Source organism: Ensifer aridi, assembly GCF_002078505.1.
GTDB lineage: Bacteria > Pseudomonadota > Alphaproteobacteria > Rhizobiales > Rhizobiaceae > Sinorhizobium > Sinorhizobium aridi.
In genome coordinates, this window is the sequence record NZ_LUAV01000004.1 from 589,372 (window position 1) to 604,362 (window position 14,991).

The 14,991-nt window shown below is 61.4% G+C and carries 13 protein-coding genes; 8 read left to right on the forward strand and 5 right to left on the reverse strand.

The features are described 5' to 3' along the window. Window positions 1-215 precede the first annotated feature (215 nt). The 3 genes from proS to AYK65_RS06500 are packed head-to-tail and all read left to right on the forward strand — an operon-like array spanning window position 216 to window position 3,576. Complete coding sequence (proS, locus tag AYK65_RS06490) at window positions 216-1,544, forward strand: proline--tRNA ligase (RefSeq protein ID WP_081158058.1); 1,329 nt, start codon at window positions 216-218, stop codon at window positions 1,542-1,544. Between the two features lie 17 nt (window positions 1,545-1,561). Next, complete coding sequence (locus tag AYK65_RS06495) at window positions 1,562-2,872, forward strand: lipoprotein-releasing ABC transporter permease subunit (protein ID WP_026612500.1); 1,311 nt, start codon at window positions 1,562-1,564, stop codon at window positions 2,870-2,872. Between the two features lie 17 nt (window positions 2,873-2,889). Beyond that, window positions 2,890-3,576: an ABC transporter ATP-binding protein gene (locus AYK65_RS06500; RefSeq protein ID WP_026612499.1), complete on the forward strand. Its 687-nt coding sequence runs from the start codon at window positions 2,890-2,892 to the stop codon at window positions 3,574-3,576. A gap of 76 nt (window positions 3,577-3,652) precedes the next feature. On the opposite strand, the gene AYK65_RS06505 is transcribed toward AYK65_RS06500, so the two are convergent. Both AYK65_RS06505 and AYK65_RS06510 read right to left on the reverse strand, forming a co-directional pair. Further along, window positions 3,653-4,120, reverse strand: a complete 468-nt coding sequence (locus tag AYK65_RS06505; RefSeq protein WP_026612498.1) for a DUF5680 domain-containing protein — start codon at window positions 4,118-4,120, stop codon at window positions 3,653-3,655. A gap of 84 nt (window positions 4,121-4,204) precedes the next feature. After that, a complete protein-coding gene (locus AYK65_RS06510; RefSeq protein WP_081158059.1) occupies window positions 4,205-4,774 on the reverse strand; it encodes an FG-GAP repeat protein in 570 nt (189 codons plus the stop codon). Window positions 4,775-5,033: 259 nt separating this feature from the next. Here AYK65_RS06510 and AYK65_RS32335 point away from each other — a divergent pair, with 259 nt between their 5' ends. Both AYK65_RS32335 and dnaE read left to right on the forward strand, forming a co-directional pair. Next, complete coding sequence (locus tag AYK65_RS32335; protein WP_167549644.1) at window positions 5,034-5,177, forward strand: hypothetical protein; 144 nt, start codon at window positions 5,034-5,036, stop codon at window positions 5,175-5,177. A gap of 119 nt (window positions 5,178-5,296) precedes the next feature. Further along, complete coding sequence (gene dnaE / locus AYK65_RS06515) at window positions 5,297-8,794, forward strand: DNA polymerase III subunit alpha (RefSeq protein ID WP_081158060.1); 3,498 nt, start codon at window positions 5,297-5,299, stop codon at window positions 8,792-8,794. Between the two features lie 59 nt (window positions 8,795-8,853). Here dnaE and AYK65_RS06520 read toward each other — a convergent pair whose 3' ends face one another. Both AYK65_RS06520 and AYK65_RS06530 read right to left on the reverse strand, forming a co-directional pair. Further along, window positions 8,854-10,083: a L,D-transpeptidase family protein gene (locus tag AYK65_RS06520; RefSeq protein WP_081158061.1), complete on the reverse strand. Its 1,230-nt coding sequence runs from the start codon at window positions 10,081-10,083 to the stop codon at window positions 8,854-8,856. A gap of 273 nt (window positions 10,084-10,356) precedes the next feature. After that, entirely contained in the window at window positions 10,357-11,649 is a 1,293-nt protein-coding gene (locus tag AYK65_RS06530) for a DNA polymerase IV (RefSeq protein ID WP_046118298.1), read from the reverse strand. Between the two features lie 75 nt (window positions 11,650-11,724). Between AYK65_RS06530 and AYK65_RS06535 the strand changes: the two genes are divergently transcribed. Then, window positions 11,725-12,312, forward strand: coding sequence for a GNAT family N-acetyltransferase (locus tag AYK65_RS06535; RefSeq protein ID WP_081158062.1), 588 nt, complete (start codon window positions 11,725-11,727; stop codon window positions 12,310-12,312). Window positions 12,313-12,389: 77 nt separating this feature from the next. On the opposite strand, the gene AYK65_RS06540 is transcribed toward AYK65_RS06535, so the two are convergent. Beyond that, window positions 12,390-12,656 carry a DUF3572 domain-containing protein gene (locus tag AYK65_RS06540; protein WP_026612492.1) on the reverse strand — a complete coding sequence of 89 codons (267 nt, stop codon included), beginning with the start codon at window positions 12,654-12,656 and terminating at the stop codon, window positions 12,390-12,392. A 156-nt stretch (window positions 12,657-12,812) separates the two neighbouring features. Here AYK65_RS06540 and AYK65_RS06545 point away from each other — a divergent pair, with 156 nt between their 5' ends. Together AYK65_RS06545 and AYK65_RS06550 are read left to right on the forward strand one after the other, a co-directional pair. Then, window positions 12,813-13,184, forward strand: a complete 372-nt coding sequence (locus AYK65_RS06545; RefSeq protein ID WP_003537642.1) for a response regulator — start codon at window positions 12,813-12,815, stop codon at window positions 13,182-13,184. A 17-nt stretch (window positions 13,185-13,201) separates the two neighbouring features. Beyond that, window positions 13,202-14,569 carry a PleD family two-component system response regulator gene (locus AYK65_RS06550; protein ID WP_026612491.1) on the forward strand — a complete coding sequence of 456 codons (1,368 nt, stop codon included), beginning with the start codon at window positions 13,202-13,204 and terminating at the stop codon, window positions 14,567-14,569. Window positions 14,570-14,991 lie beyond the last annotated feature (422 nt).

Below are 14,991 nucleotides of genomic sequence, written 5' to 3' on the forward strand. Positions count from 1 at the left end.
GAGCGGCGGCAGGGTTTCCTTCCGCGCGCGAAGCAGTTATGAACGCTGAACTCGAAGGCTTCCCGCCGGCGGTGCCGTCGGGAAAATCAAGAGCCCTATTTGAAAAGGCAACAGCCGCCTTCCCCTGGTCGCAGGGCGAAAAGGCCGGCCGAAGCACAACGTCATTTCGCCCGAATCCATCGATAGTGCGAGAGTCACCAGTTCTGGAACCTGCCATGCGCCTGTCCCGCTATTTCATGCCCATCTTGAAGGAAAATCCGAAGGAAGCGGAGATCGTTTCCCATCGTCTGATGCTGAGGACAGGCATGATCCGTCAGCAGTCGGCCGGCATCTATACCTGGCTGCCGCTCGGCAAGCGCGTGCTCGATAAGGTCAATGCGATCATTCGCGAAGAGCAGAACCGCTCCGGCGCCATCGAGCTCCTGATGCCGACGCTGCAATCGGCGGAGCTCTGGCAGGAGAGCGGGCGCTATGATGCCTATGGCAAGGAGATGCTGCGCATCAAGGACCGGCAGGATCGGCCGATGCTTTACGGTCCGACGAACGAGGAGATGATCACGGACGTCTTCCGTGCGTACGTGAAGTCCTATCGCGACCTGCCCCTCAATCTCTATCACATCCAGTTGAAGTTCCGGGACGAGATCCGTCCGCGCTTCGGCACCATGCGCTCGCGCGAGTTCCTGATGAAGGATGCCTACTCCTTCGACCTCGACCGGGAAGGGGCGGAGCATGCCTATAACCGGATGTTCGCCGCCTATCTGCGCACCTTCGATCGCATGGGCCTGCGCGCCATTCCGATGCGCGCCGATACCGGCCCGATCGGCGGAAACCTGAGCCACGAATTCATCATCCTCGCAGACACCGGCGAGTCCGAAGTCTTCTGCCACAAGGATTTTCTCGGCTTCGATATTCCGGGTGAGGACACGAATTTCGACGATGTCGCGGGCCTCAAGGCGATCTTCGACAAGTGGACCGCGCGCTATGCGGCGACTTCGGAAATGCACGACGAGGCTGCCTTCAACGCCGTTCCTGAAGGTGAACGCTTGTCGGCGCGCGGCATCGAGGTCGGTCACATCTTCTATTTCGGCACGAAATATTCCGAAGCCATGGGCGCCAAGGTGCTTGGGCCGGACGGCAAGGAACGCACGGTGCATATGGGTTCCTACGGCATCGGTCCGACCCGCCTCGTGCCGGCGATCATCGAGGCGTCGCACGACGAAAACGGCATTATCTGGCCGAAGAGCATTGCGCCCTTCGATGTGGTCGTCATCAATATGAAAGCGGGCGATGCCGCTTGCGACGCGGCCTGCGGCACGCTCTACTCCGATCTCGGCAAGGCCGGATTCGACGTGCTGCTGGACGATACGGACGATCGGGCCGGCGCAAAATTCGCGACCGCCGATTTGATCGGCGTCCCGGTACAGGTAATCGTCGGACCGCGTTCGATCGCCAATGGCGAGGTCGAGGTGAAGGACCGCAAGACCGGCGCGCGCGAAACGATGACGGTTGAAGCCGCGATCAACAAGCTGATTGCAACGAAATAAGAGGCGAAGGTATCGAGATGACTGCGGCGACGGAAGAGCAAGTGCAGGCAGCCGCATCATCCGGCACTTCTTCCAGCCGTCCTTTTTCCGCTTTCGAGCGCTTGGTTGCCTGGCGCTATCTGCGTTCGCGGCGAAAGGAAGCATTCATCTCGGTCATCGCCGGCTTCTCCTTCATTGGCATCATGCTTGGCGTCGCAACGCTGATCATTGTCATGGCGGTGATGAACGGCTTCCGCACCGAGCTCATTTCGCGCATCCTCGGCATGAACGGCCATATGATCGTTCAGCCGCTGGATGGCCCGCTCACGGATTATGCCGATCTCGCCACCAAATTCTCGGCGGTTCCGGGCGTGACGATGGCCATCCCGTTGGTCGAGGGGCAAGTCCTCGCGCAAGGCTTCGGCGACGCCTCCACCGGCGCCCTCGTCCGCGGCATACGCGCGGACGATCTCATGAAGCTGAAATCGATCTCAGAGCACATCCAGTCCGGCGATCTCGTCGGCTTCGCCTCAGGCAGCGGCGTGGCGATCGGCTCGCGCATGGCCGAGCAGCTGGGGCTTCGCGTCGGCGGCACGATCACGCTCACCTCACCGAATGGCGACGTGACTCCGATGGGCATGAACCCGCGGGTCAAGGCCTATACGGTCTCGGCGATCTTCGAGATGGGCATGTCGGAATATGACGCGACGATCATCTTCATGCCGCTCGAGGAAGCGCAGCTTTATTTCAACGCCGAAGGCCTCGTGCAATCGATCGAGATTTTCGCCGAGCATCCGGATGCGATCGATGCTTTGCGCAAGCCCGTCGAGGAGGCAGCCGGCCGGCAGATCTTCATCACCGATTGGCGCGACCGCAACAGGACCTTCTTCTCCGCGCTCGCGGTTGAGCGCAACGTGATGTTCATGATCCTGACGTTGATCGTGCTTGTGGCGGCCCTGAACATCGTTTCGGGGCTCATCATGCTCGTCAAGGACAAGGGCAGCGACATAGCTATCCTTAGGACCATGGGCGCGACTTCCGGCTCTGTGATGCGCATTTTCTTCATGACGGGCGCGGCAATCGGCGTCGCCGGAACGATTGCGGGCGTGATCCTCGGGATTGCCGTCTGCCTCAACATCGAGTCGATCCGCCAGTTCTTTTCCTGGATCTCCGGGACGACGCTCTTCGATCCGGAACTCTACTTCCTAAGCCAGCTTCCGGCCGATATGAACGCCGATGAAACCGTCGCCGTCGTCGTCATGGCGCTTGCACTTTCCTTCCTTGCCACGATCTTCCCTGCCTGGCGCGCTTCGCGCCTCGATCCGGTGCAGGCCCTGCGATACGAATAACAAGGACAACAGCTTAAATGAATGCGCGCGTGGCACTGCAGCTTTCCGGCGTCGAGCGGCACTATGGCGAAGGCGACACTTTCCTGCCGATCCTCAAAGGCGTCGATCTGACCTTGCGCAGCGGCGAGACGGTTGCCCTCGTCGCACCGTCCGGTACGGGAAAGTCGACGCTGCTTCACATCGCTGGCTTGCTCGAACATCCGGACGAGGGCGACGTGGTCGTGAACGGCGTAGCCTGCAACGGACTCAGCGACGACCAGCGTACCGCGATCCGCCGCAACGAGATCGGTTTCGTCTACCAGTTTCACCATCTCCTGCCGGAATTCTCGGCACTCGAAAACATCATGATGCCGCAACTGATTGCCGGCCTGCCCAAGGCCGAGGCGGCGAAACGGGCCGAAGCGCTGTTAGACTATATGCGGATCGGCCATCGCGCTGCGCATCGGCCGGGCGAGCTTTCCGGCGGCGAGCAGCAGCGTGTGGCAATCGCCCGAGCGGTGGCGAATGCGCCGTTGATCCTTCTCGCCGACGAACCCACGGGCAATCTCGATCCCGAGACCGCCGGCTATGTCTTCGAGGCGCTGGAAGCGCTGGCGCGCCAATCCGGGCTCGCGGCGCTGATCGCCACCCACAATCACGAGCTCGCCGCGCTTATGGACCGCTGCGTGACGATCGAGGACGGGAAGATCGTCGAACTGCGATAGTTTCGCGTGATCGCGCCCCCGCGAGATCGGCCCCCGATGTGAAATCAGCCCGGCCGGCTTTCGCCCGAACAGAACGTCAGGGAATGATGAGGCCGCCGCGGTAGTCGAGCTCGTAGGCCTCCTCGCCATCGACGAAGATGATTTCTCGTCCGGAAAAATGCTCCGTTTCGCCGCGGCTGCTGTCGATATAGCAACCATAGGCATGCTGGTATTCCATGCCGCCGAGGAAGTGGCCCTTCTCACGGTACATCGTCTGAAGCGCGGCCCTGATCACGGTGCCGGCTCTCTGCGCATCGATAAGATCCGGACGGACGATGCGGCCGAAATAGTTCATCGCCCAGCACGGCTTGTCATGGTGCCAAACGGCTTCCTGGCCGGCAAAGTCCCTTCCGCCGAAATAGCTGTCGAGATAGCGCCACGCGCCGCGCTGATGGCCGATGTCGTGGGAGCCCTGCCTGGAAGCGGGCAACTCTGCGCCGTCACCCACATAGGTCTTCGACTTCGCCTCGACGATGAAGTCTGTCAGTTCCTCGATATTGATCATGCGCGGTCCCTCGATTGCTTCTTGAGGATGCCGCAGCTCGGTCCGGTTGTAAAGAACAAATAGGGAACAAACCCCGCCGCAGATCTATCCCGCGCCGCACGCCTTCTGGCCCATTTCGTCGCGCCAATTCTTCAAAAGAACGGTGGCGCCCTTCGAGGCGATCGGCTTGCCGTTCGTCGTTCCCTTGCCGTTCAGCACGTTGAAGTCGCACTGCAGGGTGTTCTCGGGGTCGAGCGTGTCGTAGGACGAAAAGGTGTAGCCGGCGACGACGAAGTCGCCGTTGCGGTAAGCGATCGTCAGCTTCTGCTCCCAGCGCTCGCGGCCGACGGCGTCGTTGTGCGAGGTGATCTGTATCGAGCCGTTGGGCAGGGCACTGACCGAGGGAGCCTGACCGTAAAGCTCGAATTGTCCCCAGACCTTATCCGGTATGACCGAGTTGAGCGTCAGTTTGCCGACATCGCTTTTGAGGTAGAGGTAAATTGCGTTGTCCTCGTCGCTGCCCTCGGCTGGCGCGACAAGGAGCGCCAGATCGCTCGCGCCGTCCTTGTTCCAATCCCCTGTCGCGGCCGAGACGATTCGAGCAGGATCCATTGCCTCGGCGGCAACTGCGAACGAGGGCAGCAGGAAAAGGGCTGAAATCAGGCAAACTCGCATTTGTAGCTCCTTGCGAGAGGACATCACTGAGACCGGAGAGGGAAACGCGATCGTCTGGTCCCTGTCTTGCGTCTCGATGTTTTGACGCGATTCGGACCGGGCCGCCATCGATCCATGTCGAGTAACGAGCGCGGTTATGATGAGAACAAGGGGCGTGCATCGATTGAATGGAGCCAATATCGCACATGTGGTGAAGCCAATCTCCAGGTGGTTGCATTAACCATAGCCGCTGAATAGCGGGTGTTGTATGCGCCCTTGCTTGACTATCGAACGAAAATGGAACAAAAAAGGAACAGTAGCGGAAAGGAGACAAGTTATGGCTGATTTCGTTCGTGATCTTGCTGCCTTTGCATCGATGACCCTGTTCATTGCCAGCATTTCGGTGATCGCGCTCGGCTTGTGATCGGCGATGCGCCGGAGCTGTGACAAGCCGCAAAAGCAACCGGCTGCAGTCCGTAAGACTGGACAGCGACGACGGGAAACGGGATATCCTGCGCACCGGAACAGAATCGGAGTGCGGTGATGGTGAGCGACGAAGGCATGGGGCCGGGTGCTGCGGGTGTAGCGGATCCGCAATTCGTGCATCTGCGTGTGCATTCGGCATTCTCCCTGCTTGAAGGCGCGCTGCCACTGAAGAAGATCATCGGCAAGGCGGTTGCCGACGATCAGCCGGCGATCGGTATTGCCGACACCAACAACCTCTTCGCTGCGCTCGAATTTTCGCAGAAGGCGGCGGACGACGGATTGCAGCCGATCATAGGCTGCCAGCTTTCGATCGACATGGAGGACGAGCCGGATGGCGAGCGGCGCGGGCATCCGCAGCAATTCGCCAGGCTCCCGGCAATCGTCCTGATCGCCGGGACGGACGCGGGCTACACCCGGCTCGTTGATCTGGTCAGTCGCGCCTATCTCGAAGGCGAGGGGCATCAGGCGGCACGGATCAAGCGCTCCTGGCTGGCTGAAGGCGGTACCGATGGCCTGATCGCCTTGACCGGCGCCGGCGGAGGCCCGGTCGATATGGCGCTGAAGACGGGCTCGCCAGCGCTGGCCGAGGCGCGGCTGAAAACATTCATCGAGCTTTTCGGCGATCGCCTCTATGTCGAGCTGCAGCGGCACGGCAATTTCGACCGGCGCCACGAAAACCGCATGATCGATCTTGCTTACCGGCTCGACGTTCCGCTCGTGGCGACGAACGAAGCCTTCTTTCCCTCACCGTCCGACTATGACGCCCATGACGCGTTGATGGCCGTCGCCCACAATGCTGTCGTTTCCGACGACAGTCGCTTCCGGCTGACGCCCGACCACTATTTGAAGAGCCGCCAGGAGATGGCGGTGCTCTTCGCCGACCTGCCTGAGGCACTCGAAAACACCGTCGAGATCGCGCGCCGTTGCTGCTTCATGCTGAAGACACGCGCGCCGATTCTGCCGCGCTTCACCGGCGTATCGGACGACCCCGAGGAGGCGGAGCGGGCCGAGGCGGCGGAGCTTCGCCGACAGGCGGAGGAGGGACTCGAGGAGCGTCTCGCCAAGCTGGGCATGGCTCCCGGTTACAAGGAAGAGGCTTATCGCGAGCGTCTGGCTTTCGAGCTCGGCGTCATCGAACGAATGAAGTTTCCGGGCTACTTCCTGATCGTTTCGGACTTCATCAAATGGGCCAAGCAGCATGACATCCCAGTCGGCCCGGGCCGCGGCTCGGGCGCGGGATCGCTGGTCGCCTATGCGCTGACGATCACCGACGTCGATCCGATGCGCTTCTCTCTGCTGTTCGAGCGCTTCCTCAATCCGGAACGCGTCTCGATGCCCGACTTCGACATCGACTTCTGCCAGGACCGGCGCGAAGAGGTCATCCGCTATGTCCAGCAGAAATACGGCCGCGAGCAGGTAGCACAGATCATCACCTTCGGATCGCTGCAGGCACGCGCGGCACTGCGCGATGTCGGCCGGGTGCTGGAAATGCCCTACGGCCAGGTCGACAAGATCTGCAAGCTGGTGCCGAACAATCCGGCAAATCCGACGCCGCTTTCGAAGGCGATCGAGGAAGAGCCGCGTCTGCAGGAGGAGGCGGAAAAGGAGCCGGTCGTCGCTCGCCTCCTCGACATTGCCCAGAAGATCGAGGGGCTCTACCGCCACGCCTCGACGCACGCCGCCGGCATCGTCATCGGCGACCGGCCGCTCTCGCAGCTCGTGCCGATGTACCGCGATCCGCGCTCGGACATGCCGGTCACCCAGTTCAACATGAAGTGGGTCGAGCAGGCCGGGCTCGTCAAATTCGACTTTCTCGGCCTGAAAACGCTGACGGTGCTGAAGACGGCCGTCGATTTCGTCGCCAAGCGCGGCATCGAGATCGATCTCGCGAGCATCCCGCTCGACGACGCGAAGACCTATGAGATTCTCTCCCGCGGCGAAACGGTCGGCGTCTTCCAGGTTGAAAGCGCCGGCATGCGCAAGGCGCTGATCGGCATGCGTCCGGACTGTATCGAGGACATCATCGCGCTGGTGGCGCTCTATCGTCCGGGTCCGATGGAAAACATCCCGGTCTACAATGCTCGCAAGCACGGCGAGGAAGAGATCGAATCGATCCATCCGAAGATCGATTATCTGCTCAAGGAGACTCAAGGGGTTATCGTCTACCAGGAGCAGGTGATGCAGATCGCCCAGGTGCTCTCGGGCTATTCGCTCGGCGAGGCCGACCTGTTGCGCCGCGCCATGGGCAAGAAGATCAAGGAGGAGATGGACAAGCAGCGCGCGCGCTTCGTCGAAGGCGCCGTCCAGAACGGCGTCTCGAAGCCGCAGGCCGATCTGATCTTCGATCTTCTGGCGAAGTTCGCCAACTACGGCTTCAACAAGTCGCATGCCGCCGCCTACGCCATCGTCTCCTATCAGACCGCCTATATGAAGGCGCACTATCCGGTCGAGTTCCTCGCGGCGTCGATGACGCTCGACATGTCCAACACGGAGAAGGTCAACGACTTCCGCCAGGACGCGAAGCGTCTCGGGATCCAGGTGATACCACCTTCCGTGCAGACCTCGTTCCGCCATTTCGAGACCGGCGACAACCGCATCTATTACTCGCTCGCCGCCATCAAGGGCGTCGGCGAGTCCGCCGTCGATCACATAGTTGCGGTTCGCGGCGACCGGCCCTTCGCGAGCCTCGAGGATTTCTGCCTCAGGATCGATCCGAAGCTCTTGAACCGGCGTGTCTTCGAAAGCCTGATCGCTGCCGGCGCCTTCGACTGCTTCGGCTACGACCGGGCCGAGCTCATCGGTGGGCTCGACCGTGTCCTCGGCTTCGCGCAACGCGCGCAGGAAAACAAGCTGAGCGGCCAGAGCGACATGTTCGGCGCCGGTGCCGCGACCGGGCCGGAAAAGATCGTGCTGCCTGCCTATACGCCGTGGCTTGCTTCGGAGAAGCTGCACCGCGAGTTCCAGGTGCTGGGTTTCTATCTTTCGGCTCACCCGCTCGACACCTACAGCAAGCTGCTCGAGAAGATGCGCGTCCAGACACTCGTGGATTTCTCGGCGGCCGTGAAGCGGGGGGCGACGGCAGGTCGGCTCGCCGGAACCGTGACGTCGAAGCAGGAGCGCAAAACCCGCACCGGCAACAAGATGGGCATCGTCGCCTTTTCCGACGCATCCGGCCAATTCGAGGCGGTCCTTTTTTCCGAGATGCTGAACCAGCATCGCGATCTGTTGGAACCGGGCAAATCGCTGGTCATGACAGTGGATGCGGAGGAGCGGCCGGAGGGCATCGGACTTCGTATCCGGACGTTGCGGTCTCTCGAGGAGGAATCGCTGCAAATGCAGAAGGCGCTACGCGTCTATGTGCGCGACTCCGGCCCCTTGCGTTCCATCGCCTCGCATCTGAATACGAAAGGCGACGGCCTCGTTTCCTTCATCGTCATCAAGGATAACGGGCAGCGGGAGATCGAAGTCGAACTCAGCGAGAAATACCGCATCTCGCCGGAAATCGCCGCCGCCCTTCGCTCCGCCCCCGGTGTCGTCGACGTCGAGCTGGTCTAGGCTCGGCGACCTCGGCTGGAGCAGCCTGAAACGGTGAGGAGACGCAGGCAGTGCGCATCTTAGCTGCGCGGCGTCCTCGTGGTGGTGATGAAATCCGTTCCCTCGCCAGTCTCCAGTCCTGACTCGGTGTCGGTGATCGAAAGGGACGAGCCGTTCACGAGAAGCCCCGCTATGCGCTCGCGCACATCCTCGGGCACGGTGATGCGCTTAAGCGTCCGCTCAACTGCGTCGAACGCCGCCGGCGCGTCGGCATCGGCTGTGATGCCGAGGCGTTTTTTTGTGGCTTTCGGAAGTTGGTTTTCAAGGGAAATGCCGAACCATTTGCCTTGTCCGCTCTTTGGGTCGAGATCCTGGAATTGCAATAAATGCGTTCCAAGCGCCGTCCCCGGCTCTGCGATGGTGACGTCTGCCTCGAACAGTGGCTGAAATTGCCGACGCACCCGAAGCACACCGTTCGACGGCGCGCCGCGGCCGGCCTTGCGAAAGACTGCTTCGATCAGCCCCTGCGTCATCTTACCGTCCGCCGGCAACCCTTCGGCGGTTTGGAACGACTGGATTGCTGCAAGCGTGGCGGGGCCGATGAAGCCGTCCAGCGGGCCGGCATCGTGGCCGAGCATGTTCAGAAGCGTCTGGAGATCACGTACGGTCTCTTGCACGCCGCGCCGGGTGATCAGCATGCGAATCGGCGCCTCCTCCTGGTCGGATGCGACCGGCGAGGGGCGTTTGTCCGCCATGGCGACTTCGACGGCGTTCTCGTTTAACTCGCCGATCGCCGGGCGCAACGGCACGTCCGACAAGGCCGGCCCGCGTGGGCGCGACTGGTTTGGCTGGAACAGCGTGGCGCTCGACACCTCGACCGGTGTGGTCTGGCGATCCGATATGACCACATGCATACCGTAGCCGGTCATCTTGTAGAGCGCTGCGGCGAACTTGCTCGGCAGTCGCACGCAGCCATGCGAGGCCGGGTAGTCCGGCACGTGGTTCGATCCGTGCAGCGCGATGCCGGACCAAGTGAGGCGCTGCATGAACGGCATCGGCGCGTTCGAATAGATGTTGGATTTGTGATGGCGGCGCTTCTCGATGATTGAGAAGATGCCCGTCGGCGTCGGGTGACCCGCCTTGCCAGTGGAGACCTTCGATGTGGCGATCACAGTGTCGCCGTCGTAGACCACGAGGGACTGCTGCTCGATCGAGACGACGATTTGCAGCAGCGCCTTGCTGCCGGCCGCAAGCGCGGACGGTGACGACATTACAAGAGCCGCAAACGCGATCCTGAGAGTGAAACGCAATACTTACCCTCGTTCCGACAGTGAAGCGCTGCGCATTGGAGTCGGCGCATAGGCCCGCGCTTTCGTGTCCGGCGCGTGCGCCGGGCTGTCGGACGAGGCTATCGTTCAATATTTAAGAAATTATCCCTACAGCGCCGCGCGTCCGATCGGACGCGCAAAGGTCGCTGTAGCACTTTGAGTTGCTGTATGATTTTGTCCTTAAATCGATTCCGATTTAAGGAATCATGCAGTAATGCGCCGGGATTGACCCCGGCGTAGCAGCGGCGCCACGAACTACTGACCGCGGCGCCGGCCGCCGAAAGTGTAGCCGGTCTCGACGGTAGCTTTCCCAAATTTGTCGCGCAGCTTGTTGATCGCCTCTTCGGCGGCGGCCCGCCTTGACGCTTGCGGATCGACCAGATCCGGCGGGTCGGCGAGAGCCGGGTCGGCGAGATCGCTGACGCCGATGCCGATAAGCCGGTATTTCGTCCCGTCTGCCTCCTTTTCGAGGAGGTGCAGGCCAGTGCGGAAGATGCGGTCGGCAAGGCACGTCGGGCTCTCGAGCCGGCGATTGCGCGTGCGGAGTTTGAAATCCGCGGTCTTGAGCTTGAGCACGACCGTCTGCCCCGCAAGCGCGGACTTGCGCAGACGAAACGCCACCTGCTCGCTCAATCGCCTGAGATGCTGCACCAGTTCCTCGGGGCGCGACAGGTCGTCGTTGAAGGTCGTCTCGGAGGAGACGCTCTTTGCCTCGCCGTCGACTTCTACGGTCCTTTCGTCGAGGCCTCGCGAAAGCCTGTAGAGCCGCTGGCCCATTGTTCCGTAGCGACGCATGAGGTCGGCCTCCTCCATCGTCTGCAATTGGCCAATGGTGCGGATGCCGTCCCTTTCGAGCGTCTGAGCAAAGGCCTTTCCGACGCCCCAGATCAGCGTGACGGGGCGGCCTTTGAGGAAATCCACGGCCTCGGTCTGGCCGATCACGGAAAAGCCGCGTGGCTTCTGCAGGTCGGAGGCGACCTTGGCGAGGAATTTGCAATAGGAAAGGCCGACGGAAACGGTGATGCCGATCTCGTTCTCCACGCGTTTGGCGAACCGGGCCAGCGTTCGGGCGGGTGGATCGTTGTGAAGCCGCTCCGTGCCGCTCAGGTCGAGAAAGGCCTCGTCTATGGAGAGCGGCTGCACGAGCGGTGTCAGCTCCAGCATCATGGCCCTGATCTGGCGCCCGACGCTGACGTATTTCTCCATGTTCGGCTTGATCACGACCGCGTCCGGGCAGGCTTCCAGCGCTTTGAACATCGGCATCGCCGAGCGCACGCCGCGGATGCGGGCGACATAGCAGGCTGTGGAGACGACGCCGCGCTTGCCGCCGCCGATGATCACCGGCTTGTCGGCGAGCTCCGGATTGTCGCGCTTCTCGATCGAGGCGTAAAAGGCATCGCAATCGATATGTGCCAAGGTCAACTGATAGAGTTCGGAATGGTTGAGCAGCCGCGGGCTGCCGCAAGCCAGGCACCGTCGCGCCGGGGCGGTCTGTTCCTTCAGGCAATCTCGGCAGAAGCCGGGGATCGATCGAGCGCTCTCGGACACGTTGGGAACAAATGTTGAACGCGGCGACTTTACGCTCTACGCTGTTGAGTCTCAAGGCGGCGGTCGGAGGCTCCTTTGGATATCGCCCTGCAATTTGCGCCGGTGACAAGGGATCGCTGGCCGGATTTCGAGACCCTCTTCGGTCCGAAGGGGGCGTTCTGCGGCTGCTGGTGCGTTGCCTTGCGCCTCCCTTACGCGATCCGCGGCAAGATGACGACCGAGGAGCGAAAGGATTTTATGCGCGCGCGGATCGCGGCCGGGCCGCCGCCCGGCATTCTCGGTTATTCGGAGGGAAAGCCGGTCGCCTGGGTTCAGGTCGGTCCGCGTCATGATGTGCCGCAGTTCAATTCGCCGCGCACCTGTTCCCGGCCGCTCGAAGAGCGTGAGGCGGAGGACGCAAGCGTCTGGGCAGTAAGCTGCTTCTTCCTTTCATCGCCGCTGCGCGGCAAGGGATTGAGCCACCGCATGCTTGCGGCCGCGATCGATCATGCGCGAATGGGGGGTGCACGCTACGTCGATGCGTGCCCGATCGACCATACCAAACAGCCGAAATCAGTGACCCTCTATATCGGCTCGACCGCCATCTTCGAGGCGGCCGGCTTCGAGACCGTCGCCCGGCGCAAGGACGGCCGGCCTCTGATGCGTCTGCACTTGAGGCAATGAGAATGCTTGTCCGAAATGCCATCCACCCACCCCAAGGCGCCGACGGACTGCCGGCGCGTTCATGGAGACAGCCACGATCAACCGTAGTCTCGCGGACCGGAAAAGACGTGGTGGGCGCGGACGACCTCTTCCGGAGGCGTCTCGGTTGCGGTGCAGAAGGCCATCAGGGTCGGCTCGTGGTCCATCAGGAACGCGACGAGTCCGCCCATGAAGCCTGGATCGCCGGCCGCGCTGCGCAACGAGGCCACATCCGTGCCGGTCAACGCCAGGAAGCGCGACATGAGTTCCGGCTCGCCCGCGAGCCAGGTGAGGATGGCGATCGCCGTATCGTCAGCACTCTTCATGATGTCGGGCCTCTTCTCATTTGGCGGCCGGAATTACCTATTTTTCAACCAAATAGCGCTAGCCTGCCAATCGATGAAATGCGTCGAGTCGTCGGTTGTGCAACTTATATGTCTTAGGTGGACTTGCAAGGCGGCGGCAGACAACAAGGAATCGACATGCCCAAACAGGTGATGATTGTTGAGGACAACGAGCTGAACATGAAGCTCTTCCGCGACCTGATCGAGGCCTCGGGCTATGCTACGATCCAGACGCGCAACGGCATGGAGGCGCTGGAGCTTGCGCGCAAGCACCGGCCCGACCTGATCCTGATGGACATCCAACTGCCGGAGGTGTCCGGCCTGGAAGTCACGAAGTGGCTCAAGGAGGACGACGAGCTGCACGTCATTCCCGTTATTGCCGTGACCGCTTTTGCGATGAAGGGCGACGAGGAGCGCATCCGTCAGGGCGGATGCGAGGCCTATGTTTCCAAACCGATTTCCGTTCCAAAATTCATTGAGACGATCAAGACCTATCTGGGCGATGCCTGAATGCCGGGAATATTGATATGACTGCGCGTATCCTCGTCGTCGACGATGTACCAGCCAACGTGAAGCTGCTGGAAGCGCGGCTAATGGCCGAATATTTCGACGTTCTGACGGCCGGGGACGGGCATTCCGCATTGGCGATCTGCGAGAAGACGCCGATCGATCTGATCCTGCTCGATATCATGATGCCAGGTATGGATGGCTTCGAAGTCTGCGAGAGGCTGAAGGCGAACAGCCGCACGTCGCATATTCCGGTCGTCATGGTGACGGCCCTCGATCAGCCTTCGGATCGCGTGCGCGGACTGAAGGCCGGAGCGGACGACTTCCTGACGAAGCCCGTCAACGATCTGCAACTGATGTCGCGGGTGAAAAGTCTCGTCCGGCTGAAGAACGTCAGCGACGAGTTGCGCCTGAGGGCGCAGACCGCCCATACGATCGGGCTGCAGGAACTCGCGCGGCTCGACCGCCCGGATGAGCCCGGCAATATCCTGCTCGTCGATGGCCGGGCCTCCTCGCAGGAGCGGCTCGTGCGCGCTCTGAGCCCGATTGCCGAGGTTTCCGTCATCTCGGATCCGCAGGCCGCTCTCTTCGAGGCCGCCGAGAACAGTTTCGATCTCGTGATCGTCAACGCGAACTTCGACGACTACGACCCGCTGCGTCTGTGCTCGCAGCTGCGCTCGCTCGAGCGGACACGCTTCATTCCCCTCCTGCTGGTCACGGAGCAGGGTCACGACGAAATGATCGTCCGCGCACTAGAGCTCGGCGTGACGGACTATATCATGCGTCCCGTCGATCCAAACGAACTGGTCGCTCGCTCTCTCACACAGATCCGGCGCAAACTCTGCAATGATCGTCTGCGCGCGAGCGTGCAGCAGACGATCGAATTGGCGATTACGGACGATCTCACCGGATTGCACAACAGACGCTATCTCGACGGCCATCTTAAACTGCTGATGGATCGGGCGGGCGCGCGCGGTCGACCGCTGTCGATTTGCATTACCGATATCGATCGCTTCAAGCGTGTGAACGACACCTATGGCCACGATGCGGGCGACGAGGTGCTGCGCGAATTTGCCAATCGTGTTCGCGCTACCGTTCGGGGAGCGGATCTTGCCTGCCGTTTCGGCGGGGAGGAGTTCGTGATCGTCATGCCCGACACGACGCCAGAGATGGCGGCGATCGTCGCGGAGCGCCTTCGACTAATGGTTGAGAGTCGCGGATTCGACATTCCGCGTGCAGATACGGTCCTGAGCGTCACGGCATCGCTTGGAATCGCGAGCCTGAGGCCTGAAGGGGACACGGCCGAGGCTCTCCTGAAAAGGGCCGATATGGCTCTTTATCAGGCGAAGAACGGTGGTCGCAACCGGGTCGTTGCCGCCGCCGCCTGATCACTCCGAACGTAATTCTTCGGCGATCGCGAAGCGCTCATTCTCCCCCTCTTGCCAAGGTTCTCTTAGGTTGTATTCTCTGCCGCGTCGCTGTGCTGGGGCAACGCACTTCCATGGGCGATGGGTTCGGGGGCTGTCCGAATCTGAGACAGAATTAACCAAACGCCGAGCAACCTGCTTCGGCGTTTAAGAATTCGTTGATTTTTTTTCATTTTCAGGCAATGCTGATAAGCGAGGAAGTAGGACTTCCATAGCTATCGGTTACCCCATGATGCTCAGGTCCGCCGCATCTCCTGGGTCGTGGGGTCGGTCGGCTGGCTTCCGATTCGCGGATTCCTCGTGCCGCAGCCGGGACCAGCCGACCCCCTTTCGCAAACGCCGCTTCGAAAGAAGCGGCGTTTCGTTTTTCTACTGCTGCACAG